Origin of the sequence: Streptomyces sp. NPDC001270 (genome assembly GCF_042896695.1) — a bacterium.
Classification (GTDB): domain Bacteria; phylum Actinomycetota; class Actinomycetes; order Streptomycetales; family Streptomycetaceae; genus Streptomyces.
This window is the reverse complement of sequence record NZ_JBIAXM010000006.1, coordinates 289,127-311,894: the sequence shown is the minus strand read 5'-3', so window position 1 is coordinate 311,894 and position 22,768 is coordinate 289,127. Positions and strand designations below refer to the sequence as shown.

Sequence of the window (22,768 nt, the reverse complement as noted above, 5' to 3'; positions counted from 1 at the left end):
GCGTCGGTGACTGCCTAGGTGGGGGAGCGCATGCGCGCGCTGCGAATACTTCTGATCGTCGTTGTGATCTTCGGTGTGCTGTTCGTGATCGTCGACCGCGTCGCGGTCCACTTCGCTCAGAGCGAGGCGGCCGACAAGTTCCGGACCACGGAGAACCTGTCCGCCACCCCGGACGTGTCCATCAACGGCTTCCCCTTCCTCACCCAGCTGGCCGGCGGCTCGCTGACCGACGTGGAGGTCGGGATCAAGGACTACCAGGCGCCCACCGGCACCGACGGCCAGACGGTCCGCATCGACGACCTGAAGGCGGACATGAAGGACGTCGCGTTCTCCAGCTCCTTCAGCTCCGCCACCGCGAAGACCGCCGAGGGCACCGCGACCATCTCCTACGACGAGCTGCTGAAGGCCGCCAGGTCCGGCACGGCGCAGGTGGCGCCCGGCATCACCGCCCAGGTGGTCGGCCTCTCGGACGGCGGCAACGGCAAGATCAAGGTCGCGGTGGACGCCACGGTCCTCGGCAAGAAGCTGCCCGAACCGTTGACGGTGCTCAGTACGGTCACCGTCAAGAACGACTCGGTGCAGGTGCACGCCGACTCGGTGCCCAAGTTCGGCAGTGTCGACATCGCCGACGACAGCGTCCGGCAGATCACCGACTTCCAGCAGGCCGTCGACCAGCTGCCCGCCGGGATCAAGCTGGACAAGGTGCAGGCGGCGCCCGACGGCGTCGAGATCACGGTGCGGGGTTCGAACGTCAAGCTGGCCGGGTAGGACGGGACACGCGCCGCGGGACGGCGGGCACCGGCGGATTCGGCCGGAGACCGTCCGACAGGCGAGACGAGTGCGTCCGAACCTCAGATGCCCGCGTGCCGCGCACGGTCCCGTGCGCGGCACGCGGCCGTCCGGGTGGTCTCGTGATCCCGAATGGCGGACGATCGCATCTCAGCATGCGACATGCCGGTGACATGCCCGGCTGTCCGTCCCTACGATCGAGGCCATGCGGTGCCAGACAAGCGTCCCCCAGTCCCGGGGACGGGCGGACCTCACGAAGCGGCGGGCAGTGGACCTGTGCCGCGTGGCCGCCATGCTCTGTCGCCCTTTCTGATCGGAAGCCCGGCTTCCGTGTTCTCCAGCCGCCCTGCTCAGGGCACCCGTGCGCGCTCCCCCGAGGAGCCCGCGCCGCACGCACCCGCACGCCCGCCGTAACTGCCCCGGAGGAGAGACAGCATGAGCCGCAGCGACGTCCTGGTCGATGCCGACTGGTTGCAGGAGCACCTGGACGACGCGGACATCGTCGTCGTCGAGGTGGACGAGGACACGACCGCGTACGAGAAGAACCACATCAGGAACGCGGTCCGGATCGACTGGACGAAGGACCTCCAGGACCCGGTCCGGCGTGACTTCATCGACCAGACCGGTTTCGAGAAGCTGCTGTCGAAGAAGGGCATCGCCAACGACACGCTGGTGATCCTCTACGGCGGCAACAACAACTGGTTCGCGTCGTACGCCTACTGGTACTTCAAGCTCTACGGCCACGACAGCGTCAAGCTCCTCGACGGTGGCCGCAAGAAGTGGGAGCTGGACGCCCGCGAGCTGGTCGACGGCTCCGAGGTGCCCGAGCGCGCCGCGACCGACTACCGGGCCAAGGCCCAGGACACGTCCATCCGCGCGTTCCGCGACGACGTGGTGGCGGCCATCGGCTCGTACAACCTGGTCGACGTCCGTTCCCCCGACGAGTTCTCCGGCAAGCTGCTCGCCCCGGCGCACCTGCCGCAGGAGCAGTCGCAGCGTCCCGGCCACGTGCCGTCCGCCAAGAACATCCCGTGGTCGAAGAACGCCAACGACGACGGCACCTTCAAGTCGGACGACGAGCTGAAGGAGCTGTACGCCGAGGAGGACGTGGACCTGGCCAAGGACACCATCGCCTACTGCCGTATCGGTGAGCGCTCCGCGCTGACCTGGTTCGTGCTGCACGAGCTGCTGGGCGTGCAGAACGTCAAGAACTACGACGGTTCCTGGACCGAGTACGGCTCCCTGGTCGGCGTGCCGATCGAGCTCGGCTCCGGCAAGTGAGCGACCCGACCGCCCTCAGAAACCTCTGACCTCTGGAGAAGCAGCATGTGTGGAGCGAAGGCCGGCGGCCCGGACGCCTCGACGATCAAGCCCGGTGAGACCACGATCCAGGGCCAGGTGACCCGCGACGGCGAGCCGGTCACGGGCTACGTCCGCCTCCTGGACTCGACCGGCGAGTTCACCGCGGAGGTCCCGACCTCCGCCACCGGGCAGTTCCGCTTCTACGCGGCCGAGGGCACCTGGACCGTCCGCGCCCTCGTGCCCGGAGCCACCGCCGACCGCACGGTGGTCGCCCAGCAGGGCGGTCTCGCGGAGGTCGCGATCGCGGTCTGAGCGAGCAGCACCACTCGGCGGCCGGAGGGCCGCGCCCCACGGTCGGACGCCTGGGGCGCGGCCCTTTGGCCGGTGCGGACCGGACGCGGGCCCTGAGGCCGTTGCGGACCTACTCTGGTCTTATGTACGCACGGCGGCGTCACCTGTACTTCGCCATGATGGGCGTCTGCATCGCGCTTTTCGTTCTGGCCTGGGCGGTCGTGCGCATCTGGTCGGTGCCCGCGGCCGTCGCCATGTGCCTGGTGGCCATGGTCATCCCGCCGGTCGCGGCGATGGTCGCCAACCGGCGGGGTCCCGGGGACCGCTGGTGGGACGATCCCTCGGGCGACGCGCAGTCCGACGAGTGGTGGGACGAGCTGGACGGCAAGAAGCGGCACTAGTGCCCCGGCAGGGGCACCGGCTCCGCCGGCCGGGTCTCCTCGGTACCTCAGTAGACGAGAGCCTGGGTCTCGTCGCCCAGCGCCTCCTGGACGAAGACCTGCGCGCCCGCGATCCGTACGCCCTCGATGACGTCCTTCTCCGAGATCTCGCGCCGGGCGGCGCACTGGGTGCACAGGGTCACCCGGCCGGCCGCCAGCACCGACTCCAGCAGATCCGGCAGCGGGGCCGCGTGCGGCAGCTCGAACTCCGCTGCCCGGCCCGGCAGCGCGAACCACGAGGACTCGCCCGTCAGCCACAGGGAGACCTCGACCCCGCTGGCCACGGCCACCGCCGCGACCGTGAACGCCTGTGAGCAGCGCTCGGGGGCATCGGCCCCTGCCGTCACCTTGATCACGAGCTTCTTCGCCATGGCCGAATCGTAATCAACTTCCCTACAACGATGCGTGTTTCCGGTGGGTCATCTGTGCGCGCGATGTGGAAGACGCGTTCCAATTCTGTTGGGGGATGTCATGGAAGGTCCGGAAAGACCGGACGAGGCGGCACCGGCCGCCGAAGCGGTCGAGCCGACCGCACCCAGCCTGCCCGGGGCACCCGGGCTGCCCGACCCGGCCGACCCTGTCGGTCCTGTCAGCCCCGTCGGTCCCGTCGGTCCCGTCGGTCCCGTCGGTCCGGTCGGTCCCGCCGGTTCGTCCGGCCCGGCCCGCCCGCGGCGGCGCGGCCGTACGGCCGCGTTGGTCGCGGTCGCCGCCGTGCTCGGCGTCGTCGCCGGCACCTGCACCGGCTATCTCATCCAGGCGGACCGCGAGCCCACCGAGCTGCCCTCGCTCTCCCAGCCCGTGGTCAAGCAGGCCAAGGGCGAGGTCGAGCCGCTGTCGGCGGCGCAGGACCGCCGCGTCAAGACCGACGGCGACCTGCGCAAACTGCTGCTCGCGCGGCCTGCGGGGACCCGCGACGGGTTCCTGGAGGGGGTCGACGACGGCTGGCTGGACCAGGCCGCGTACTCGAACTGGTACGAGCACCCGGCCGACCAGTTCGAAAATCTCACCGACAAGCAGTTCCGCCGCGCGGTCGGCACGTCGTGGCGGGTGGGGGACACGTACGAGGTCGAGGTCGTCCTCGCGCAGTACCGCCAGGAACTGGACCTGGCGGCGTCCGAGGCGACCGGGGGCGACCGCTACTGGGCCGAGAGCCAGGACGGCACCCGGAGCTGGCCCGTGCCCGGAACCGGCTCCGGGCAGGCGTACGTGCACGACAAGCCCTACCGGGAGTCGGGCTACGTCCCGGTGTACTCGGCCGAGGCGCACGCCTGGCGCGGCGACATCTCCGTGGAGATCTTCATCCACGACACCAAGCCGGTCCCCAAGGAGAAGATCCTGGACCTGGCCGAGCGGCAGATGGGGAAGCTGTGAGCGAGAAGCCCGAGACTTCTGAGGTCTCCGAGGTCTCCGAGGGCTCTGAGGCCCGTGAGGCCCGCGAGGCCCCTGAGGTCCCTGAGGTCAGCGAGGTCAGCGAGGGTGCCAAGGGTGCCGCCGCGACCCCCGAGACCCCGGCGGCCACCGAGACCCTCGCGACCCCCGAGAAGCCCGCCCGCCGGATCCGTCCCCGCCGTATCGCCGCCATCGCCGCATCCGCGCTGCTGGTCTGCGCCGTGCTCGGCGGTGTCGGCTACACCGCCGTGACCGTGCAGGACGCGGACCGCGACGCCGGCAAGCCCACGTGGACGTTCCCGCCGACGGGCGATGACGCGAAGGGGGACCAGCAGAAGGACCGCGAGGCCAAGAAGTCCGCGTCCGGGCTGAGCGGCATGTTCGTGCCGTTCAGCTCCTACGGCTACACCGAGGGCCCGGACCTCGGGAAATTCGGCGTGGACGCCGAGTTCAACGGCGCGCAGGCCACCGACCTGCGCAAGCAGTCCCTGAAGGGGCTGCCCAGCTCCTCGCGCCGGGAGATGGAGAAGCTGGTCGACGAGCAGCACATCCAGGGCATGGCGATGCGCAGCTACCTCATCCCCGCGGGGACCTTCTCCAACGACAACTCCGTCACGCTCTCCGTCACGCTGCTGCGGCTGAAGAACAGTTCCGCCGTACGGCGGATGTCGACGAGCCTCAACACGTTCATCGACAGCGCGGACCTCCTCCGCAAGGGCCCGGAGATCAAGGGGCACAAGGGCACCCGCTGCTATCTGACGCCCAAGGGCAAGAGCGACGAGCTGGGCACGGCGTTCTGTGCCGGGTACGTGGGAGACGTGCTGGTCACCGTGACCGCGGACGGACCGGAACCGATCGACGCGGGCCTCCCCACGCAGTTCTTCACCGAGCAACTCGACCGCATCGACGATCCGGGAATGGCCGTATGACCGAGCAGCCGCAGCCGACGGACGCCGCACAGACACCCCTCGCCCTCGACCAGCCCCCGGCGGACCGGCCCGACCCCGCCGGGACCGTCCCCGCACAGGATCTCCCGGTCGGCACCGCCCCCGCGCAGGCCGCCCCCGTACCGGACGAAGCCGTCGGCACCGCCCCCGGTCAGGCCGCCTCCATACCGGACGCTCCTGCTGCTCCGCCCAAGGACCGCCGCGTCCTGCGTGCCGTCCTGCGCTGGACCGCCGCCGTCGTGGTCTTCGCGGCGGTGGGGGCGGGAACGGCGTACGGGATCACCCGGATGGAGCGCACGGACGTACCCGGCCTCGCCACCGAGCAGGACGGGCGCTGGCCGTACCCGGAGATCAGCGCGGCCCCGCTGCCGCCCGGCAAGCCGGGGCCGCTCGCCCCCACCAACATGACCGGCAGCCACTACGCGGACCTGCGCAAGCTGGTGCTGCCCGCGCCCGGGGGAGCGGAGGCCGACAAGGCGCTGCGCGGTACGGACGGCTGGCTGGCGACGAGGGACTTCCTGGCGCTCTACGGGACACACGGGGACCGGACCAAGGTCGGGCAACTGCTCACCGACTACGGGCTGCGGCACATCGCGGCCCGCGGCTGGACCACCGAGGACGGCACCCGCACCGGCATCTACCTGCTCCAGTTCGACACGGGGACGGCGGCCGAGGAAGTGCTCGGGGACATCACCGAGTTCGACTCTCCCGTGTACGCCGCCCGGGGCGCCGCCGAGACCCTGTACGACGAGGGGTTTCCGTCCGACGCCGACGTCACCGGGGTCACGCGCCTCGCCTACGACGAGGTGAAGCCGTACGGCGCGGCGCAGGTCAGGCAGGCGTACCTGGGCGCGGGTGACGTCGTCGGTGTGGTGGTGCAGTCCCGTCCGGGCCGCGCCGCGGCCGTTCCCTTCCAGCAGACGGTGGCGCTCCAGAGCCAGCTCCTGGGCTGAGGCATTCCGCCCCGGCGGCCCCTTTCGGTGAACTTCTGCGCAGCGTGCGACCGTTGGACTACTCTCCGTATCCGGACGACATCCGGGGGACGCGATGCCAACGAGGCGAGTGATCACGGGGCGCAGCCAGGAACCGAGGAAGCGGTTCGCGGAGGAGGTGCGGTCGCTCCGCACGGCCAGCGGGGAGAGCCTGCGGGACCTGGGCAAGGTGGTCGGCTGGGATCCGTCCCTGTTCGGAAAACTGGAGAGCGGAGCGACCCTGGGCAGCCCCGAGGTGGCGGAGGCGCTGGATCAGCACTACGGCCACCGGGGCTGCTGCTGGCACTGTGGGAACTGGCGGTGGGGGATCCTACGCAGTTCAAGGAGCAGTATCGGCGGTACATGGGGCTGGAGGCCGAGGCCATCAGCCTGTGGCAGTACTCGGTGAGCAGGCCACCGGGACTACTCCAGACCGCGGGGTATGCGCGCGAAGCACTTGCGGTGGGCGGTCTCACCGGCGAGGAACTTGATCAGCAGGTCGCTGCACGTATCGGACGGCGACGGGTGCTGGAAGGAGACGACGCTCCGCCGTTCCGGATCCTGCTTTCGGAAGCCGTGCTGCGCAACTCATTGCGCGATGCCCAGGAGTGGCGGGAACAATTGGAGTTTCTGGCAGAGGCAGCGGCTCGCCCGCGTATCACCCTGCACGTGCTGCCCTTCGGCGCCGGACTCCATGGCCTGGACAGTACCGACGTGATGTTCCTGCGCCTGCTCGACGGGCGGACGGTGGCCTACGCGGAGAACGACGTTCGAGGTGAACTAGTCGAAGAAACAAGCAGGGTTGAGCGTCTGCACCGTACCTATGATGCTGTACGTGACCTGGCGCTGAACTCTGCTGAGTCGCGGACGTTCATCTTGCGAATGTTGGAGGAAGTTCCGTGCGAGCCATCAACCTGAGCGGCGCTCGGTGGCGCAAGAGCAGTCACAGCAACTCGGACGGCGGCAACTGCGTAGAGGTCGCCGACCACCTCCCCCTGGTCCCCGTCCGGGACAGCAAGGACCCCTCCCGGGGAACCCTCGTCTTCGCGACAGCCGTATGGGCGGCCTTCGTGGAAGGTGTCAAGAAGGGCTGACGTAAGCTGGGGCCCCGGCTCTGTACGTCCACTTCCGCTCGAGGAGCACCCGTGGAGATCTTCTTCGAAACCTTGCTGGTCCTGGTCTGTGTCGGCGTTCTCGCCTTCGCCGGGCTGGCCGTGAAGAAGCTGTACCAGGGCCAGCGCTGAGCTCGTACCAGAACCGATCCAGGAACCACTGCTCATGATCGAGATTCCGTCGGACCTGCACAAGGACCTCGTCCCCCTGGCCTTCCTGCTCGGCAGCTGGGCCGGGGCGGGCGTTCACGACTTCCCCGGCTCGGAGAAGTGCAACTTCGGCCAGGAGGTCACCTTCGGCCACGACGGCCGGGACTTCCTGGAGTACCACTCCCACACCTGGGTGCTGGACAAGGACGGCAACAAGGTCCGCCCGCTGGAGTCGGAGTCCGGCTTCTGGCGGATCGACCCCGACCGCAGGGTCAAGGTCACGCTGGTCCGCGACGACGGCGTCGTCGAGGTCTGGTACGGCGAGCTGGCCGACCGCAAGCCGCAGATCGACCTGGCCACCGACGCGGTCCTCCAGTCCGCCGGCGCCCGCCCGTACACCGGCGGCAAGCGCCTGTACGGCTATGTGAACAGCGACCTCATGTGGGTCGGCGAGAAGCAGACCCCGGAGGTCGAGCTGCGCCCCTACATGTCCGCCCACCTGAAGAAGGTCGTCACCCCGGAGGAGGTCGAACGCTGGGCGAAGGCCCTGCCCGACGACATGCCGGACGACGGCATCGCCTTCTTCAAGTAGGTCAGGTCCTCCTCACTCGGGTTGTAGTCCCACTTCCAGGCGGTCACAGACCTGCCTCCGCCTCCGCCGCGGCCTGGATGGACCGGATCTCCGCGATGGCTTCCGTCGGGTCCTCCGCGCCAGCGCTGATCACCTCCTCCAGGTGACGCAATCGCGCTGCGCGGGAAGGGTGGCGCTGGACGGCGACGAAGACACCCCAGGTATGGACGAAGGTACGCAGGGGGGCGAGGGACTGGGCCTGCTGGGCGTTGGTCGTCGCCTCGACGAGGTCCTGCACGAACGCGGGCACGCGGCTCGGTGTCAGCCTCTCCACCGCGGTGCGCAGCGCCTCGGGGGTGAGGGCGGGCATCGGGATCAGTGGCTCAAGGCGCGATTGCGGATACTGAGCGGTCATGGGACTTCCTCCGCATCGAAGGCCGGTGCTGGGGTCGGCAGTACCGATCGGGATGTTCGCGCGTCCTGGTACCGCGGCGTCCTCACCGGCGCCCCGCGGGGACGTTGTCCTGTCGTCCGGGGCATGACCGGTCCGGGCCGCCCTAGACTGGACCTGTGGTGAGCACCGACTGGAAGAGCGACCTCAGGCAGCGTGGCTACCGGCTGACGCCGCAGCGGCAACTCGTGCTCGAAGCCGTGGACACCCTGGAACACGCGACGCCCGACGACATCCTGGTGGAAGTACGCAAGACGGCGTCCGGAGTCAACATCTCCACCGTCTACCGCACGCTGGAACTGCTGGAGGAACTGGGCCTCGTCTCGCACGCCCACCTCGGCCACGGCGCCCCCACCTACCACCTCGCCGACCGGCACCACCACATACACCTGGTGTGCCGGGACTGCCAGAACGTCATCGAGGCGGACGTGTCGGTCGCCGCCGAGTTCACCGCCAAGCTGCGCGCGAACTTCGGCTTCGACACGGACATGAAGCACTTCGCGATCTACGGCCGTTGCCGCGACTGCTCCCTCAAGTGCTCGACCACCGAGTCGTAGGCTTGTCCGTATGAAGAGTCCCTTGCTGTCCCTGCCCGGCGCCGTCCCCGCCGAGGGTGCGGACGAAGGTGTCGCCGCCCACTACGGCGACCTGTTCCGCGAACAGCGCGCCCTCGCCGACGGCACCGGATTCGTCGACCTCTCGCACCGCGGTGTGGTGACCGTCTCCGGTCCGGACCGGCTGAGCTGGCTGCACCTCCTGCTCACCCAGCACGTCAGCGAGCTGCCGGTGGGCGAGGCCACCGAGGCGCTGGTCCTGTCCGCGCACGGCCACATCGAACACGCCCTGTACCTGGTGGACGACGGCAGCACCGTCTGGGCCCACGTGGAACCGGGCACCCAGGAGGCGCTGATCGCGTACCTGGAGTCGATGAAGTTCTTCTACCAGGTCGAGGTCGCCGACCGGACCGCCGACTTCGCCGTGGTCCACCTGCCCGCGGGCTCGATCACCGAGGTCCCCGACGGCGTCGTCGTGCGCGAGACGGCGTACGGCCGTGATCTCTTCCTGCCCCGCGCCGACCTGGAGGCGTACGCCGAGAAGGCCGGGCCGCCCGCCGGGATCCTCGCCCACGAGGCGCTGCGGGTCGAGCGGCACCGTCCCCGCCTCGGCTTCGAGACCGACCACCGCACCATCCCGCACGAACTGGGCTGGATCGGTTCCGCGGTCCACCTCCAGAAGGGCTGCTACCGCGGCCAGGAAACCGTCGCCCGCGTGCAGAACCTGGGCAAGCCCCCGCGCCGCCTGGTCTTCCTGCACCTCGACGGCAGCGAGGTGCACCTGCCGCCGCCCGGGACCGAGATCCGCCTCGCGGACGAGGACCCCGACGGCCGCAAGATCGGCTTCATCACGACGTCGGCCCGCCACCACGAACTGGGCCCGGTCGCCCTCGCCCTGGTCAAGCGGAACGTGCCGGCGGACGCGCGGCTGATGGCCGGGGACACGGCGGCGGCCCAGGAGACCGTGGTCGAGCCGTAGCCCCACCCCGGTCCCAGGCCCATGTGAAATCCGCAGCGGTTAGGCCGCGCCCCTTTTTCAAGGGGCGCGGGGAACTGGGGGTCCCCCCTGTTCGAGCGAAGCCGAGAACTTGGGGGAGCGACCAGCCACGACGGCGCCGCAGACGAACGCGGCACTCCCGGCGGCACTTCGGCGGAGCGCCAGCGACTCGTTCACACCTCCAGCAGGACGGTGAACGGGCCGTCGTTCGTCAGCGACACCCGCATCTGCGCGCCGAACCGGCCCGTCGCCACCGTCGCGCCCAGGGCGCGCAGCCGGGCGACCACCTCGTCGACCAGCGGTTCGGCGACATCGCCGGGCGCGGCGGCGTTCCAGGTGGGCCGGCGCCCCTTGCGCGCGTCGCCGTACAGCGTGAACTGGCTGATGACCAGCAGCGGGGCATCGACGTCACTGCACGACCGCTCGTCCTGGAGCATGCGCAGGGTCCAGAGCTTGCGGGCGAGCTGGGCCGCCTTCTCCTTGGTGTCCTCGTGGGTGACCCCGACCAGGACGCACAGCCCCTCGCCGTCGATCGCCCCGACCGTCTCCCCGTCCACGGCGACGCTCGCGCCGTCCACCCTCTGCACCACTGCACGCATGCCGACCATGATGCCGGGTGCCCGGAACCGGTTCGCAGCAGGTCCGAAAGGGCCTGCGAGAGGGCCGATTTTTGCTCCTTACCCCCCCATCTGGGGCTGTTCGGGGGCACTCGGCCGCATAGCTGCCACTTGGGGTGGCACGATGCTCCCGTACGCCGGTCGAGGACACGGGTAGAGACACATGAACACATCGAGTATCGGACAGCCGTCCGGTGCGATCACGGCCGCCCTCGCGGGCGGGCAGGAGACGCACCGGCCGCCCGTGCAGCGCTGCGACAGCCCGACGCTGCCCGCCGGCCCACCGGGAGACGACCTGATCCGGCAGAGCCTGCCGGAGCTGCGCACCCTGCGCCGGGACGCGCAGCGCGACGAGGCGGACCTCAGTTACGTACGGCGGCTGCTCCAGGGACGGATCGACATCCTCCGTGCTGAGCTGGCCCGGCGCGGCACGGCGTCCGTGGTGGACGCCGAGGACGCCTCCGTGGTCGACCGGCTGCCGGAGATCCTCACCGACGCCCCGGCGCGGCACCGCTCGTCGGCCCGCCACGTCACGGTGGGGACGCCGCACGGCGAGGAGTACCGGCGGGCGGCTGCCGACATGCTCGCCGAGGTCGAGCTGTCCGACCTTCAGGCCCGCACGGACCAGGAACTCAAGTCGGCGCTGTGCCGCCTCGTCCGCTGCGAGCGGCAGGTCAGCCGCCGCCGCCACCACCTCCAGCACACGGCGGACGATTGCAGCGCGGAGATCGCCCGCCGCTACCGCGAGGGCGAGGCCCAGGTGGACGACCTCCTGCTGTGACGGACGGTCCCGGTGGCCCGGCCGCCCGCCGGTCGGACCGGCGGGGCCGGACAGCCGAGGTGGGGGACGGGCGAGGCGGGCGGGCAAATTCCCGCGACATGACAACGCTCCGCACCTACCGTGAGCCCATGACCGACGTCCGCCCTGTCACCGAGTCCGAGCTGCCCGACTGGCACCGCGCCCTGAACACCGGCTTCCTCCGCCCGCCCACCCCGACACCGGAACAGCTGGAGGTCCGCCGCCCCCAGTTCGTCCCCGGCCGCCTGCTCGGCGCCTTCGACGGCGACCGCTGTGTGGCGACGTACCGTTCCTTCGCCCAGGAGATCACCGCGGTGGGCGGGGCCGTCCTGCCCGCGGACGGCATCTCCAACGTGACGGTCTCCCCCACGCACCGCCGCCGCGGCCTGCTGACCCGCATGATGAGCCACGACCTCGCGGCGGCGAAGGACCGCGGGGATGTCGTCGCCACGCTCATCGCCGCCGAGTACCCGATCTACGGCCGCTACGGCTTCGGCCCCGCCACCTGGGCCACCGAGTGGACCGTCGACGTACCCCGGGCCGGTCTCGACCCCCGCTGGTCGGGCCCGGCGGACGGCGGCCGGATCGACCTGGTGGACGGGGCGGAGGTCCGCAAGACGGGCCCGGAACTGCACGACCGGGTGCGTCGCGGCCAGCCCGGCGCGGTCAGCCGCGCCGACCTGTGGTGGCAGTCGAGCACCGGTGCCGTGCGCTTCGGGAAGGAGTGGACCGAGCCGTTCTTCGCCGCCTACCGCTCCGCCTCCGGGGAACTGGAGGGCCTGGTCTCCTACCGGGCGGACGACACCTGGGAGGCCAAGCAGCCGCAGAACACCGCCGACGTGAGCTGGCTGCTCGCCGCGACCCCGGCGGCCGAGCGCGCGCTGTGGCACTACCTGTGCTCGATCGACTGGATCGTCAAGGTCAAGAGCGACTGGCGCGGGCCGGACGACCTGCTCCCGCTCCTGCTGCCGGACCCCCGCGCCGCCCGGATCACCACCCAGGCGGACTGGCTGTGGGTGCGGATCCTGGACGTCGTACGGGCGCTGGAGGCGCGGACGTACGACACCACCGGCACGCTGGTGCTGGAGGTCGTCGACCGGCAGGGCCTGGCCGGTGGCCGGTTCCGGCTGGACGCCTCGCCGGCGGGCGCGAGCTGCACACCGACCGACGAGAGCGCGGAACTCGTGCTGGACATCGCCGAACTGGCCACCCTGTGGCTCGGGGACGAGTCGGCCACGCGGCTCGCGGCGCTGGGCCGGGTCGAGGACGTACGAGAGGGCGCCGCCCGTGTGGCCGACGCCCTGCTGCACACGCCCAGGCGACCGTGGTGCCCGGACGTCTTCTGACGCTCCTTCCTCCCGGCCGGCCGTGTGGAACCGCCGGATCGCCGGATCGTGAACTGCTGAACTGCTGAACTGCTGAACTGGTGGATCATCCGTAGCGAGCTTGTTCAGTTGTGGCTGTGCGGCCGTGCTGTTCGGTTGTCGCTGTTCGGTTGTCGCTGTTCGGTTGTCGCTGTTCGGTTGTCGATGTTCAGTTGTGGCTGTGCTCCGGCGGCGGCGGTTCGACACACGGTCGAGCCGGACCGGCCAGGCTCCCGGCTCCCCTCCGGAAGGGAACCCGGTCGGCCAACCGCCAAGAAGTTTGACCATGTTGATTAAGTTGGCTACCAACTTCACTGTACTTATCTCCGCTTGGGAGCGGCTAATAACCACCTTCCCATGAACTGCCGAAAGATGGCGGGAAGTTGTAGTGTTTCTGTGTGGACCCGGAACACGCCCCCGCCACTGGGCGGAAGAGGTCACAGCGGCCACAGAAGTCACATCACGAAGTGGCCGACGAACTGCGCGCCCGGATCAGGTCCGGCGTGCTCCGCCCCGGTGAGCGCATGCCCACGCAGGCCAGCCTCGCCGAGGAGTTCGGCGTGGAGCGCGGTGCCGTGCGCCAGGCGCTGCGCATCCTGCAATCGGAACATCTGCTCACCAACGTCTCCAAGGGTTCGCCCGCCACTGTCGCCCCCGGCGCGGGCCTCTTTCCGGCCCCGGCCGGTCCGGCGGCCCCTCCGCAGCCCACCATGGTGGCCCTCGCGTCCCGGGTGGCCGCCGCCTTCGCGGCTCCGCATGTCGAGATAGACGCTCTGTGCCTCACCTCGGTTTCGCTCACGCTGGCGATCGGCGAACCGTTGCGGCAGATCCATGCCGACCGACTGAAACCGGCCAAGGTCGACGTCCGGGTCCTGCTGCCCAGCCGCGACATCGACCTGGCCTTCCCGGCCCCGGTGGAGGCGTCGGACGCGGGCCTGCTGCACCGCCGCTGGCTGGCCCAGCGCAATGCGCAGGGCCAGGTGCTCCAGCACAACCTGCTGGCGCTGCGCGCCACGCACGGCATCGACGTGCATGTCTCGTTCCGGGCGGTGCCGTTCACCCCGCCGGTGAAGCTGTACCTGCTCAACGGCGCCGAGGCGCTGTTCGCCTACTACACGCTCTCCCGGCGGGAGCGGGAGATCGAGCACGAGCACCTTCAGATGTACGACTCCGACGGCACCCGCTCGGTGCTGTTCGGCTTCGGGCAGGGGGCCGGGGCGCGCGACACGACCTTCGTCGAGCAGTCGCACCTGTGGTTCAACGCGCTGTGGGAGACGATCAGTTCGGAGTTGCAGCTGATGTCATAGGGCCGGACCGGCCACCAGCACAGCGAGCAGCACCGCCCCGGCCGAGCTGACCGCCGGGTTGTCGGCCTTGACCCCTATGGTGAGCAGCAGCAGGCCGACCAGGCCGACGACCCCGTACTTCCACTGCACGAACTGTTCGAAGCCGACGACGAAGACGGCGGATATGAGGGCGAGGGCAGGCACGGTGATTCCCCCTTCAGGCTGCCAGGAAGCAAAACATCCGCCAACTTGGAGAAGTTGGCAACCAACTATGCTTATGTTGTCCCCACTTGGCTACTATCTATAAACAACTTCTCGGTAACTCCCCCTAGATGGATCGAAGTTGTAGCGTTTGGTCGTGACCCAGGAGAGCGTGGCAGTGAACGGCAGCAAGAGGCTCACACCGCAGGAGATCGCCGACGCCCTGCGGGAGCGGATCCGTGCCGGAGACCTCAGAGCGGGGGACCGCCTGCCCACGCAGGCCGAACTGGCCGAGGAGTTCGGCGTGGAACGCGGCACCGTGCGCCAGGCGCTGCGCGTGCTCCAGGAGGACGGCCTGCTCACCGGCGTCAGTAAGGGCAGCCCGCCGCGCATCGCCGAACCGGCGCCCGCGGTCGACGAGCCCCAGCCGACCATGGTCGGCCTGAGCCCCCGGCTGGCGGAGGCGTTCTCGGCACCCCGGGTCCGCGTGGACGCGGTCTGCCTCACCGCCGAGACCCTGATGCTGGCGATGAGCGACCCGCTGCGCCAGATCCACGAGGGCCGCATCCGCCCGGAGACCCTCGACGTGCGCATCCTGCTGCCGTCCCGGGACATCAACCTCGCCTTCCCGGTCCCGGTCGAGGGCCGCGGCGCGGACGACCCGGTCCACGAGCGCTGGCTGGCGATGCGTAACGCCCAGGGCCAGGTGCTGAAGTACAACCTCCAGGCGCTGCGCGCCACGCACGACGTCGACGTGCGCGTCACGTTCCGGGCGTTGCCGTTCACGCCGCCGGTGAAGCTGTACCTGCTCAACGGGGCGGAGGCGCTGATCGGTTACTACATGGTCACCCGCCGCGAGGAGTCCACGGACGGCGGCACCCTGGAGATGTACGACACCCTGGGCTCCCAGTCCCTCCTCTTCTCCTTCGAGAAGCGGGCCGGGCAGCGGGACGCCGCGTTCGTGGAGCAATCGCAGAAGTGGTTCGACGCACTCTGGGAAACCATCACATCGGACCTGACACTCTCTTAGTGACTTCTGATACGGCGCAGACTGAACCGGTGACAGCCGAGACCGAAAACGACCACCCGGGCGACACCCGGGACGAGACCGAGACGCTCCGGGCGCTGATCGCGCGCGCCCGCGTCGTGCTCTGGGACTTCGACGGACCGATCTGCCGTCTGTTCGCGGGGCACACGGCGGAGCACGTGGCGGTGGACGTCGTGGAGTGGCTGGCCGGGCGGGGACTGCGCGGCCTGCTCACGGAGCCCGAACGGCAGTCCCCGGACCCGCAGGTCGTGCTGCGCGCCGTGGACCGCAGGCACCCCGGCAGCGACCTGGTCGCCGAACTGGAGGAGCGGCTGACCCAGGAGGAACTGCGGGCCACGGCCACGGCGATGCCCACCGCGTACGCCGACCCGCTGATCCGCACCTGGACGGCCGTCGGCTCCCGGCTCGCCGTCGCCACCAACAACTCCCCCCGGGTGGTGCGCGAGTACCTGCACGGCCGCGGCCTCGCCTCCTGCTTCACCCCGCACATCTACGGCCGTACCCAGGACCTCCAGCACCTGAAGCCGGACCCGCACTGCCTCAACCGCGCCCTGAACGCGATGGGCGCGGCGCCGTCGTCGTCCCTGATGATCGGCGACACCCCCACGGACCTGTTCGCCGCGAACCGCGCCGGAGTCCCGTTCCTGGGTTACGCGCGTAACTACCGCAAGGAGAAGCTGCTGCGCGCCGCCGGTGCCACGGCCGTCGTGGACTCGCTGTCGACGGTCCTGGACCTGGTCCGCGCGCAGACCTGAGCCGTCGGCGGTACGACGGCCACGACGACCGCGACGGTGACCGGCCCGGGCGGACCGCGCCGCGGGCCGAGGGGCTGAAGCGGGCAGGCCGCACCGCAGGCCGCGGGGCCGAAACGGGCAGGCCGCGCCGCGGGCCGCGGGGCCGAATGGGGCGCGGGTGGAGACGCCGTGGCACAAGCGTGCGTTCCGTAGCCGTCCAGTGGGATCCGAGTCGACGACGGGACGGCGTCTGCCACGATGCTTGCCGGCGGGGGAGTAGCGTGCTCCCACTTCTGTACCCTGCGGAAGGGTCCTGGGCGAGAGAAACAGGCAATGTCACCCGATTCAGCTTCCCCTGCCCGGCTGCATGCGGCCGAGGCGAGCGGTGACGAGAGCGTGGTCGAGGGCCCGCTCCACGGATATCACCACGAAACCTATGTTTTTCCGCTGCCCGGTGCACAGGGGAGCGAGCGGTCGGGGCGGTGGAAGTGCCGGGAGCCGCGTGCCGGTCTTCTCTGGTTCGACCGGCGCTGCTTCGTCTCGGAGGAACAACTGCTGACGGCCCTGGACGGCCGGATCACCGGTGTTCCGGACATCATCGAGGTCAGCGGTGTGGGCCTCCAGCGGTTCATCGAAGGACGGACCCTCGGGGCCGTCTGCACCTCCGGCACCCGCGTTCCCGATGTCTTCTTCCGGCAGATCGTCACCCTGTTCCGGCAGTTGGTCGGCACGGCTCCGGAGAACGTCACGGCCGAGCGCCGGTGCAGACCGGCCGACCGGCCGGAGGACGGAGACACCGACGGCTTTCTGGAGCGGCTCGTCCACTTCACCGAACAGTCCGTGTACCGGCGCAATCTGGAGCGGTTCGAGCGTCTTTTCGGGGATCTGGGGGTGACAGCGGAATCGTTCCAGTACCTCAGGAAGCACGTGTCCGGGCTGCGCCCGCGCCCTTTCTGTCTGCTCCATGCCGATCTGCATCGGGAGAATTTCATCGTCGACGCCGAACAGCGGCTGTGGACGATCGACTGGGAACTGGCGATGGTCGGGGATCCGCTCTACGACCTGGCCACCCATCTGCACCTGATGCGCTACCCGGCCCGGCAGCTCGAACGGCTGGCGGCACGACCTGGGCCTCCTCGTCGACTACAAGAGGGCCCAGTCCGTGTTCACCGACGTGATCCGTACGGCGCTGTCCCTGGACACCGGCCCGGACGCCGACTGGCGGCGCCTCGTGCCTGCGGCACTGCGCCTGCGCAGGATCCTGGCGGACGCCGCCGTGCCGTTGGGCCTGGTCTCGGTCCCGGGAACGCTGCGGATCGCGGCGGCGCTCATGCGCTGGTGCCAGGGGTACGGGACCCTGGCCCCGGAGGCGTCGCTTTGAGCCGGAGCGGTGTGGTGGACCGGAGCGGTGTTGTGGGCCGAAGCGGCGTTATGAGTCCGAGTGGCGTTGTGAGGTGCCGTCGGCCGGGGCGTCGAGGAGGGGGAGCAACTGCTCCTCCTCGTAGGACAGGTGGGCTTCCAGTTCCTCCGTCAGCCGTATCACCTCGGTCCGTGCGGTGGCGGGGTCCGAGGTCGAGAGCGCCCGGCGCAACGCCTCCACCGTCTCGGCGATCCGCTCGTGCTCGCGGCCCAGCCGCTCCCACGCCGCCGCGAATCCCGGATGCCGGGCGGCGACGTGCGGGAACAGGGCGCTGTCCTCGCCCTGGTGGTGGTTGTGCAGGCCCTGGCAGAGAGTCAGACAGTTGATCCGCAGCTGCGCGCCCAGCGCGGACCCGTTCCCGTCGTCGAGTTCCGCCCGGATCAGGGCGAGTTCACGCCGGAAGACGTCGTGGATCAGCCGGATCGCCTCGCCGGGCGAGGCGGCGTTCACCTCGGGCGGGCCCGCCGTGGCGATCTCGTGCAGCGCGACGACCGGAATCACCCGGTCCGTCTTCGCCTGGTACGCCGCCCAGCCCTGGTCCGCCTCCACCGCCCGCGCGAACGCCTCGTCGCGCTCCGCGTCCCGGAGGACGACCGCCTCCGCCTCGTACGTGAACACACCGCTCTCGACGGTCACCCGGGGGTGCGCGAGGAGGTTGCGGTACCAGTCCGGATGGCGTGGCGAGCCGCCCGCCGAGGCGATGACCAGGACCCGGCCGTCGCCGTCCGGGAGGTAGCCGACGGGAGTGGTGTGGCGGGCGCCGGTACGGGCGCCCGTGGTGGTCAGCAGGAGCAGCCGGGCGCCTTCGAAAGGGCCGCTCAGGCGACCGTGGCGGGCACGGAACTCATCGATGATCTGTTGGTTGAAGTCCAGGGGCACGTCGTTTTCTCTCTCTTCCTTCTCCGCGATCGAACACTGTGGTTGCAGAGAAAGAAGCGGGCGGGCCCCTCGCCCTCCCCCGAGCCCCGTCGGCCAGAGGGACCTGCGGCCTCACTCAGAGGCCGGGCACCCAACTCGCTCACGGCCCATGGCCGACCCGGCAGTCATGCCCGGGACGCTACCGTGCCCGTACCGTTCGATGCCACCGCCTTTCCCGACCGTCCGGACGCACCGACCGTCCGGACGCACCGTTCGTCCGGACGCACTGCCAGTCCGGACGGGCCGCCGGCTCCGCGGCGCACCGTCGGCTCCGTCGCGCACCGCCGGCTCCGAGGCGGCACCCGGCTCCATGGCCGATCCTGAAAGCGATGCTTCTCTTCCTCGACATCGACGGGACACTGCTCCCCTTCGGTTCGGCCGACCCGTATCCCGAGTACGTGCCGCCGCCCGCCGCCCCGGGGCCCGCCGCCGCGGTCGCCGCCCCGCCGGGGCCCGCCGCCGGCCACCCGCTCCTGACCCGTATCGATCCCGGTCTTGGCCCCCGGCTGGTGTCCCTCGGCTGTGCGCTGGTGTGGGCCACCACGTGGATGGACGACGCGAACACCGTCGTCTCGCCGTGGCTCGGGCTGCCCCCGCTGCCGGTCGTCGAGTGGCCGGACGAGGACGAGCCGTCCGCCCTGCTGCACTGGAAGACCCGGCCCCTGTTCGACTGGGCGGCCGGCCGTCCCTTCGTCTGGGTCGACGACGAGATCACCGAGGCCGACCGGGCCTGGGTCGCCACCCGGCACCCCGTACCGGCTCTCCTGCACCGTGTGGAGCACCGGTACGGGATCACGGACGCGGACTTCGCCGTCCTGCGGGAGTGGCTGAGCACGGTGGGACCTGGGGCCGTGACGTGATCACCCGTAGTCACCTGGTTTCCGTCCGTCACCGGCTCCTTCCCGCCGGGTGCGTCCGGCCGCTGGGAGAAGTCCCCGAAAGTCCCCACCGTGGCGCTCGTGGTCGGGTGCGGTGGGCGTGACCTGGCGGGCCGTGTGAACCTGGAGGGGACTCCCACTCGTTGCAAAGATGAGAGGTTCTGCCTCATCACCACCTGACCTCAGCAAGGTCGGCTGCTGCGCGGTGTCCCACGCGGAAGGCTCCATGGCGGAGACCGCGGAAAGGGCAGGAGCGCGATTCCAGGCATCCCGACTTTCGTATTCCGGGCGCGTCACTCTGCGGACGATCGACTACGGACGTGGACTACGGCCCGCCGACTAAGGGCCGCTGACTACGAGCCGCTGACTACCGATCGTGGACCACGGACTGAGGGGCTGGTCTGTCAGTCATTTCGTCTCCTGGCAATCCGTGGCAGGAGAATTCATAGGTGAAAGATTGAGCACATGTCGGATGAGAATCGCGTGATGGAATTCCTTGAGCGAGTGGTCGCTGACAATGCGGCTGCCTTCGCGGGAGTTTCGACGTCTCTGGGCGTCCGTCTCGGCCTGTACGAGGCGATGTCCGGGGCCGGGGCGCTCACCTCGGACGAACTGGCCGAGAAGACGGGACTCGTCGAGCGGTACGTCCGGGAATGGCTGGCCGCGCAGGTCGCGGGTGCCTACGTACTCCACGACCCCGAGACGAACACGTACCTCCTGCCGGACGAGCACGCGGCCGTACTGGCCGATTCCTCTCTGCCGACGTACGTCGGTGGCGGCTTCACCATGCTGGGGGCCCTCTACGGCGCCGAAGAGGCGCTGGCGGGCGCTTACCGGAGCGGTGCCGGAGTGAGCTGGCAGGATTACGGACCGGAACTGGCGGAGGGCGTTGCCGCATTCTTCAAGCCCGGATATGAGGCAGTTCTCGTCCCGGAGTGGCTGCCCGCCATGGAAGGCGTCGAGACCAAGTTGCGGCGAGGCGCTTCGGTCGCCGACGTGGGGTGCGGCTTCGGCCACTCGACGGTGCTCATGGCCAAGGCGTTTCCGCAGTCCCGCTTCCATGGCTTCGATTTCCACGGGCCCTCCGTCGAAGCGGCCCGGAAGCTGGCCGAGGAGGCGGGTGTCGGTGATCGTGTGACGTTCGAGGTCGCCGCCGCGCACGACTTTCCCGGTGGCGGCTACGACCTCGTCACGTTCTTCGACTGCCTCCATGATCTCGGGGATCCCGGCGCGGCACTCCGGCGCGCGGAGAAGGCCCTCGCGGATGACGGAGGCTGCCTGGTCGTCGAGCCGAACGCGTCGGCCGAGCCCGGGGAGAACATCAACCCGATCGGCCGCTCCTTCGCCTCCACCTCGGCCGTGCTCTGCCTGCCGGCGGCCATGGCGCAGAACGGCCCGCACGCGCTCGGTAACCATCCTGGTCAGGCCGCTCTCGCGGCGATCGCCGCCGAGGCCGGCCTGCACAGCTGGAGGCTCGCCGTCGAGACCCTCACCAACCGCGTCTACGACGTCCGGCGTTAGGCCCGGACGCCCCGGCGCCCGGCGGAACGCGTGGGCGGCATCCGGGCCGCCAAGCCACCCGCGCACGCGCTCAGCCGTTCTCCGCTGCGGTCTGCGGTCTGCGGTCTGCGGTCTGCGGTCTGCGGCCCGCGCCCGCTTCGCGTGCGCGGGTGGACCTCGGTCAGCCCTTCACGGCCTCCGCGATCTGCTGGGCGGCCTGGGCGGGTGTGAGGTGCGTGGTGTCGACGACCTCGGCCTCGTCGTGCAGCCATGTGCGGGCCGCCTCGGCGTAGGGCTCAAGGTATTGGTGACGGAACGCGGAGGGGCCGATAACGGTGTCCCCGTCGATGCGCCCGCGCAGGGTGTCCTGGTCGGCGTGGAGGACGAAGTGCCGGACCGGGATGGCGTGGTCGGCCAGGCCCGCGCTGATCTCGCGCCAGTACTGCTCGACCAGGACGGTCATGGGCACCACCAGAGTGCCGCCGGTGTAGTCGAGGATGTGCCGGGCGGTCTCGACCACGAGTGGCCGCCACGGCGGCCAGTCCTGGAAGTTGCCCGTCCAGGGCAACCCCGGCTTGATGTCCATGAGCGTCTCGCCGACCTTCTCGGCGTCGAACACCCGGGAGTCCGGGATCAGCTGCTGCACGAGCGGACTGGTCGTGGTCTTGCCCGCTCCGTGCGTGCCGTTGAGCCATACGATCATGGGACCCGACGCTACCGCTGTGCGGGCCGTCGGGACGGGCGCGGCGGAAATCCGGTACGGCTTCGGCGTCCGGCCGGGACTCGAATCCCACGTGCCCACCGGTCGTCGACGGCGCGCAGTCCGGCGTGATCCCCCGTCGCTCGGCCGTGTCTCTCCACCGCCGAGGCGAGGCGAGGGGCGTTCGGCAAGGCTCGTAAGGTGGAGGCATGTGGACCCAGCACATCCAGGCTCTGTGATCACGAGGCGTTGAGGGCGATGCCGTAGGGCGTCGCCCTCCTCGGTGTGCCTGCTACGTGATCCGTCTTCCTTGCGCCGCCCGCACCGAGGCGGCGCGATGCCGGGCCGCTTCTTCTGGGGACGGCGGCATCCGCGAGCGCGTACGGGCACGGTCTCTTCCCTCACCGTTGCCAGGAGTGCCTCGTGCCCGTGTTGCTTCCCCCTGCCCTCGCACCGTTTCTCGACCTGCTGTGCTGCCCGGTGTGCCGCGCCCGTCTCCGACCCGGCCGTGGCTCACTGCGCTGCCCGGCGGGCCACACCTTCGACATCGCACGTCAGGGCTACGTCAGCCTTCTGACGGGCATCCGCGCCACCAGCGGCGACGACGCGGCCATGGTGCAGGCCCGCAACCGCTTCCTGTCCACCGGCAGGTACACCCCCGTCCGCCAGGCCCTGATCCGCCTGACAGCCGATGCCATACCTGGTCGAGATCGAGGTTGGGTTCGAGGGACGACGGTCGTGGACATCGGGTGCGGCACCGGCCACTACCTGGCCGGCGTACTCGATCAACTGCCCGGCGCCCGCGGCCTGGGGCTGGACACGTCGGCGCGCGCCCTGCGCCTGGCGGCCCGAGCCCATCCGCGAGCCGCCGCGGCGAGCTGGGACGTCTTCCGCTCCTTTCCCCTGGTCGACCGGGGAGTCGACGTCCTGCTGGACGTGTTCGCCCCGCGCAACCCGGCCGAGTTCCACCGAGTGCTCCGTCCGACCGGCCGGTTGATCGTGGTGCGCCCCGTCGAGCGGCACCTGGCCGAGCTGCGGGGCCGGGTTCCCGCGATGGTCACGGTCGACCCGGACAAGGAACAGCGCCTGCACCAGGCGCTGGACCCCTACTTCGAGGCCGCCGGTACCCGGCGCGTCGCCTACACCGCGCCCCTGAACAGGCAAGAAGCCATCGACCTGGTGGGGATGACACCGAGCGCCCGCCACCTGACCCAGGCGGACCTGAGCGGTCACGGCTCCCTGCCCGACCAGGTCACCGTCTCCGTGCTGGCCACCTCCTACCGGCCTCGGTGACCACGAGCGGGCGGACACGCCGGCTGACACACTTTTGCAAGCGGGT

Annotated in this window: 27 protein-coding genes and 2 pseudogenes; 23 read left to right on the top strand and 6 right to left on the bottom strand. The window is 70.2% G+C overall.

Going from position 1 to position 22,768, the window contains the following annotated elements:
* The first annotated feature begins 30 nt into the window (after window positions 1-30).
* The 5 genes from ACFY2B_RS13310 (at window position 31) to ACFY2B_RS13290 (ending at window position 2,783) form a co-directional block, all read left to right on the top strand.
* Complete coding sequence (locus ACFY2B_RS13310; protein ID WP_390763237.1) at window positions 31-768, top strand: DUF2993 domain-containing protein; 738 nt, start codon at window positions 31-33, stop codon at window positions 766-768.
* 226 nt (window positions 769-994) lie between these two features.
* Complete coding sequence (locus ACFY2B_RS13305; protein ID WP_376533523.1) at window positions 995-1,102, top strand: putative leader peptide; 108 nt, start codon at window positions 995-997, stop codon at window positions 1,100-1,102.
* Between the two features lie 122 nt (window positions 1,103-1,224).
* The gene (locus ACFY2B_RS13300) at window positions 1,225-2,070 is read left to right on the top strand and encodes a sulfurtransferase (RefSeq protein WP_376533524.1); all 846 of its coding nucleotides are present in this window, start codon (window positions 1,225-1,227) and stop codon (window positions 2,068-2,070) included.
* Between the two features lie 45 nt (window positions 2,071-2,115).
* Window positions 2,116-2,403, top strand: coding sequence for a DUF1416 domain-containing protein (locus ACFY2B_RS13295; RefSeq protein ID WP_010351646.1), 288 nt, complete (start codon window positions 2,116-2,118; stop codon window positions 2,401-2,403).
* A 122-nt stretch (window positions 2,404-2,525) separates the two neighbouring features.
* Window positions 2,526-2,783 (top strand): DUF3099 domain-containing protein, encoded by a 258-nt coding sequence (locus ACFY2B_RS13290; protein ID WP_390763236.1) that lies wholly within the window; start codon window positions 2,526-2,528, stop codon window positions 2,781-2,783.
* Window positions 2,784-2,830: 47 nt separating this feature from the next.
* On the opposite strand, the gene ACFY2B_RS13285 is transcribed toward ACFY2B_RS13290, so the two are convergent.
* A complete protein-coding gene (locus tag ACFY2B_RS13285; RefSeq protein WP_390763235.1) occupies window positions 2,831-3,193 on the bottom strand; it encodes a DsrE family protein in 363 nt (120 codons plus the stop codon).
* Window positions 3,194-3,293: 100 nt separating this feature from the next.
* Between ACFY2B_RS13285 and ACFY2B_RS13280 the strand changes: the two genes are divergently transcribed.
* The 6 genes and pseudogenes from ACFY2B_RS13280 to ACFY2B_RS13255 all read left to right on the top strand — a co-directional run bounded on the left by ACFY2B_RS13280 (window position 3,294) and on the right by ACFY2B_RS13255 (window position 7,983).
* Window positions 3,294-4,193 carry a hypothetical protein gene (locus tag ACFY2B_RS13280; protein WP_390763234.1) on the top strand — a complete coding sequence of 300 codons (900 nt, stop codon included), beginning with the start codon at window positions 3,294-3,296 and terminating at the stop codon, window positions 4,191-4,193.
* Window positions 4,190-5,140, top strand: a complete 951-nt coding sequence (locus ACFY2B_RS13275; RefSeq protein WP_390763233.1) for a hypothetical protein — start codon at window positions 4,190-4,192, stop codon at window positions 5,138-5,140. Before ACFY2B_RS13280 ends, ACFY2B_RS13275 begins: the two co-directional genes overlap by 4 nt.
* Window positions 5,137-6,111, top strand: a complete 975-nt coding sequence (locus ACFY2B_RS13270) for a hypothetical protein (RefSeq protein WP_390763232.1) — start codon at window positions 5,137-5,139, stop codon at window positions 6,109-6,111. Before ACFY2B_RS13275 ends, ACFY2B_RS13270 begins: the two co-directional genes overlap by 4 nt.
* Before the next feature lie 94 nt (window positions 6,112-6,205).
* Window positions 6,206-7,047 (top strand): annotated as a pseudogene (locus tag ACFY2B_RS13265) (helix-turn-helix domain-containing protein).
* On the top strand, window positions 7,029-7,223 hold the full coding sequence (locus ACFY2B_RS13260; protein WP_390763231.1) for a DUF397 domain-containing protein: 195 nt from the start codon (window positions 7,029-7,031) through the stop codon (window positions 7,221-7,223). Before ACFY2B_RS13265 ends, ACFY2B_RS13260 begins: the two are co-directional and overlap by 19 nt.
* Before the next feature lie 184 nt (window positions 7,224-7,407).
* A complete protein-coding gene (locus ACFY2B_RS13255; protein ID WP_376533533.1) occupies window positions 7,408-7,983 on the top strand; it encodes an FABP family protein in 576 nt (191 codons plus the stop codon).
* 43 nt (window positions 7,984-8,026) lie between these two features.
* Here ACFY2B_RS13255 and ACFY2B_RS13250 read toward each other — a convergent pair whose 3' ends face one another.
* Window positions 8,027-8,377, bottom strand: coding sequence for a DUF6247 family protein (locus ACFY2B_RS13250; RefSeq protein WP_390763230.1), 351 nt, complete (start codon window positions 8,375-8,377; stop codon window positions 8,027-8,029).
* A gap of 155 nt (window positions 8,378-8,532) precedes the next feature.
* Between ACFY2B_RS13250 and ACFY2B_RS13245 the strand changes: the two genes are divergently transcribed.
* Both ACFY2B_RS13245 and ACFY2B_RS13240 read left to right on the top strand, forming a co-directional pair.
* Window positions 8,533-8,970: a Fur family transcriptional regulator gene (locus ACFY2B_RS13245; RefSeq protein WP_376533535.1), complete on the top strand. Its 438-nt coding sequence runs from the start codon at window positions 8,533-8,535 to the stop codon at window positions 8,968-8,970.
* Window positions 8,971-8,980: 10 nt separating this feature from the next.
* Window positions 8,981-9,946 carry a YgfZ/GcvT domain-containing protein gene (locus ACFY2B_RS13240; RefSeq protein WP_390763229.1) on the top strand — a complete coding sequence of 322 codons (966 nt, stop codon included), beginning with the start codon at window positions 8,981-8,983 and terminating at the stop codon, window positions 9,944-9,946.
* A 191-nt stretch (window positions 9,947-10,137) separates the two neighbouring features.
* Here the strand turns inward: ACFY2B_RS13240 and dtd are convergent, their stop codons facing one another.
* A complete protein-coding gene (gene dtd / locus ACFY2B_RS13235) occupies window positions 10,138-10,563 on the bottom strand; it encodes a D-aminoacyl-tRNA deacylase (RefSeq protein ID WP_390763228.1) in 426 nt (141 codons plus the stop codon).
* 181 nt (window positions 10,564-10,744) lie between these two features.
* On the opposite strand from dtd, the gene ACFY2B_RS13230 reads away from it, so the two are divergent.
* From ACFY2B_RS13230 to ACFY2B_RS13220, 3 genes are all read left to right on the top strand, one after another.
* Complete coding sequence (locus ACFY2B_RS13230; RefSeq protein WP_390763227.1) at window positions 10,745-11,362, top strand: aerial mycelium formation protein; 618 nt, start codon at window positions 10,745-10,747, stop codon at window positions 11,360-11,362.
* 128 nt (window positions 11,363-11,490) lie between these two features.
* Window positions 11,491-12,726, top strand: coding sequence for a GNAT family N-acetyltransferase (locus ACFY2B_RS13225; protein WP_390763226.1), 1,236 nt, complete (start codon window positions 11,491-11,493; stop codon window positions 12,724-12,726).
* A gap of 416 nt (window positions 12,727-13,142) precedes the next feature.
* The gene (locus ACFY2B_RS13220) at window positions 13,143-14,051 is read left to right on the top strand and encodes a winged helix-turn-helix domain-containing protein (RefSeq protein ID WP_390763225.1); all 909 of its coding nucleotides are present in this window, start codon (window positions 13,143-13,145) and stop codon (window positions 14,049-14,051) included.
* Here the strand turns inward: ACFY2B_RS13220 and ACFY2B_RS13215 are convergent.
* Window positions 14,046-14,234, bottom strand: coding sequence for a hypothetical protein (locus ACFY2B_RS13215; RefSeq protein ID WP_390763224.1), 189 nt, complete (start codon window positions 14,232-14,234; stop codon window positions 14,046-14,048). The two genes, ACFY2B_RS13220 and ACFY2B_RS13215, sit on opposite strands and share 6 nt — an antisense overlap.
* Before the next feature lie 148 nt (window positions 14,235-14,382).
* On the opposite strand from ACFY2B_RS13215, the gene ACFY2B_RS13210 reads away from it, so the two are divergent.
* From ACFY2B_RS13210 to ACFY2B_RS13195, 4 genes and pseudogenes are all read left to right on the top strand, one after another.
* Window positions 14,383-15,261, top strand: a complete 879-nt coding sequence (locus ACFY2B_RS13210) for a GntR family transcriptional regulator (RefSeq protein ID WP_390763223.1) — start codon at window positions 14,383-14,385, stop codon at window positions 15,259-15,261.
* Entirely contained in the window at window positions 15,210-16,034 is an 825-nt protein-coding gene (locus ACFY2B_RS13205; protein WP_390763222.1) for an HAD family hydrolase, read from the top strand. Before ACFY2B_RS13210 ends, ACFY2B_RS13205 begins: the two co-directional genes overlap by 52 nt.
* Before the next feature lie 237 nt (window positions 16,035-16,271).
* Window positions 16,272-17,084, top strand: a pseudogene (locus ACFY2B_RS13200) (phosphotransferase family protein); the annotation flags it as partial.
* Between the two features lie 91 nt (window positions 17,085-17,175).
* The gene (locus ACFY2B_RS13195) at window positions 17,176-17,394 is read left to right on the top strand and encodes a hypothetical protein (protein WP_390763221.1); all 219 of its coding nucleotides are present in this window, start codon (window positions 17,176-17,178) and stop codon (window positions 17,392-17,394) included.
* 48 nt (window positions 17,395-17,442) lie between these two features.
* Here the strand turns inward: ACFY2B_RS13195 and ACFY2B_RS13190 are convergent, their stop codons facing one another.
* Window positions 17,443-18,312 (bottom strand): nitroreductase/quinone reductase family protein, encoded by an 870-nt coding sequence (locus ACFY2B_RS13190; RefSeq protein WP_390763220.1) that lies wholly within the window; start codon window positions 18,310-18,312, stop codon window positions 17,443-17,445.
* Window positions 18,313-18,680: 368 nt separating this feature from the next.
* Between ACFY2B_RS13190 and ACFY2B_RS13185 the strand changes: the two genes are divergently transcribed.
* Window positions 18,681-19,211 (top strand): hypothetical protein, encoded by a 531-nt coding sequence (locus ACFY2B_RS13185; protein WP_390763219.1) that lies wholly within the window; start codon window positions 18,681-18,683, stop codon window positions 19,209-19,211.
* A 504-nt stretch (window positions 19,212-19,715) separates the two neighbouring features.
* A complete protein-coding gene (locus ACFY2B_RS13180; protein ID WP_390763218.1) occupies window positions 19,716-20,750 on the top strand; it encodes a class I SAM-dependent methyltransferase in 1,035 nt (344 codons plus the stop codon).
* Window positions 20,751-20,910: 160 nt separating this feature from the next.
* Here the strand turns inward: ACFY2B_RS13180 and ACFY2B_RS13175 are convergent, their stop codons facing one another.
* On the bottom strand, window positions 20,911-21,432 hold the full coding sequence (locus tag ACFY2B_RS13175; protein WP_390763217.1) for an ATP-binding protein: 522 nt from the start codon (window positions 21,430-21,432) through the stop codon (window positions 20,911-20,913).
* Between the two features lie 420 nt (window positions 21,433-21,852).
* Here ACFY2B_RS13175 and ACFY2B_RS13170 point away from each other — a divergent pair, with 420 nt between their 5' ends.
* Window positions 21,853-22,722 carry a putative RNA methyltransferase gene (locus ACFY2B_RS13170; protein WP_390763216.1) on the top strand — a complete coding sequence of 290 codons (870 nt, stop codon included), beginning with the start codon at window positions 21,853-21,855 and terminating at the stop codon, window positions 22,720-22,722.
* The last annotated feature ends 46 nt before the right edge of the window (window positions 22,723-22,768 follow it).

Excerpts from the sequence above, each read along its gene's own strand:
- ACFY2B_RS13295 (WP_010351646.1), top strand. The coding sequence starts at position 2,116 with ATGTGTGGAGCGAAGGCCGGCGGCCCGGACGCCTCGACGATCAAGCCC.
- ACFY2B_RS13280 (WP_390763234.1), top strand. The coding sequence starts at position 3,294 with ATGGAAGGTCCGGAAAGACCGGACGAGGCGGCACCGGCCGCCGAAGCG.
- ACFY2B_RS13270 (WP_390763232.1), top strand. The coding sequence starts at position 5,137 with ATGACCGAGCAGCCGCAGCCGACGGACGCCGCACAGACACCCCTCGCC.
- ACFY2B_RS13255 (WP_376533533.1), top strand. The coding sequence starts at position 7,408 with ATGATCGAGATTCCGTCGGACCTGCACAAGGACCTCGTCCCCCTGGCC.
- ACFY2B_RS13230 (WP_390763227.1), top strand. The coding sequence starts at position 10,745 with ATGAACACATCGAGTATCGGACAGCCGTCCGGTGCGATCACGGCCGCC.
- dtd (WP_390763228.1), bottom strand. The coding sequence starts at position 10,563 with ATGCGTGCAGTGGTGCAGAGGGTGGACGGCGCGAGCGTCGCCGTGGAC.
- ACFY2B_RS13240 (WP_390763229.1), top strand. The coding sequence starts at position 8,981 with ATGAAGAGTCCCTTGCTGTCCCTGCCCGGCGCCGTCCCCGCCGAGGGT.
- ACFY2B_RS13310 (WP_390763237.1), top strand. The coding sequence starts at position 31 with ATGCGCGCGCTGCGAATACTTCTGATCGTCGTTGTGATCTTCGGTGTG.
- ACFY2B_RS13300 (WP_376533524.1), top strand. The coding sequence starts at position 1,225 with ATGAGCCGCAGCGACGTCCTGGTCGATGCCGACTGGTTGCAGGAGCAC.
- ACFY2B_RS13185 (WP_390763219.1), top strand. The coding sequence starts at position 18,681 with ATGCTTCTCTTCCTCGACATCGACGGGACACTGCTCCCCTTCGGTTCG.
- ACFY2B_RS13285 (WP_390763235.1), bottom strand. The coding sequence starts at position 3,193 with ATGGCGAAGAAGCTCGTGATCAAGGTGACGGCAGGGGCCGATGCCCCC.
- ACFY2B_RS13290 (WP_390763236.1), top strand. The coding sequence starts at position 2,526 with ATGTACGCACGGCGGCGTCACCTGTACTTCGCCATGATGGGCGTCTGC.
- ACFY2B_RS13175 (WP_390763217.1), bottom strand. The coding sequence starts at position 21,432 with ATGATCGTATGGCTCAACGGCACGCACGGAGCGGGCAAGACCACGACC.
- ACFY2B_RS13250 (WP_390763230.1), bottom strand. The coding sequence starts at position 8,377 with ATGACCGCTCAGTATCCGCAATCGCGCCTTGAGCCACTGATCCCGATG.
- ACFY2B_RS13225 (WP_390763226.1), top strand. The coding sequence starts at position 11,491 with ATGACCGACGTCCGCCCTGTCACCGAGTCCGAGCTGCCCGACTGGCAC.
- ACFY2B_RS13305 (WP_376533523.1), top strand. The coding sequence starts at position 995 with ATGCGGTGCCAGACAAGCGTCCCCCAGTCCCGGGGACGGGCGGACCTC.
- ACFY2B_RS13180 (WP_390763218.1), top strand. The coding sequence starts at position 19,716 with ATGGAATTCCTTGAGCGAGTGGTCGCTGACAATGCGGCTGCCTTCGCG.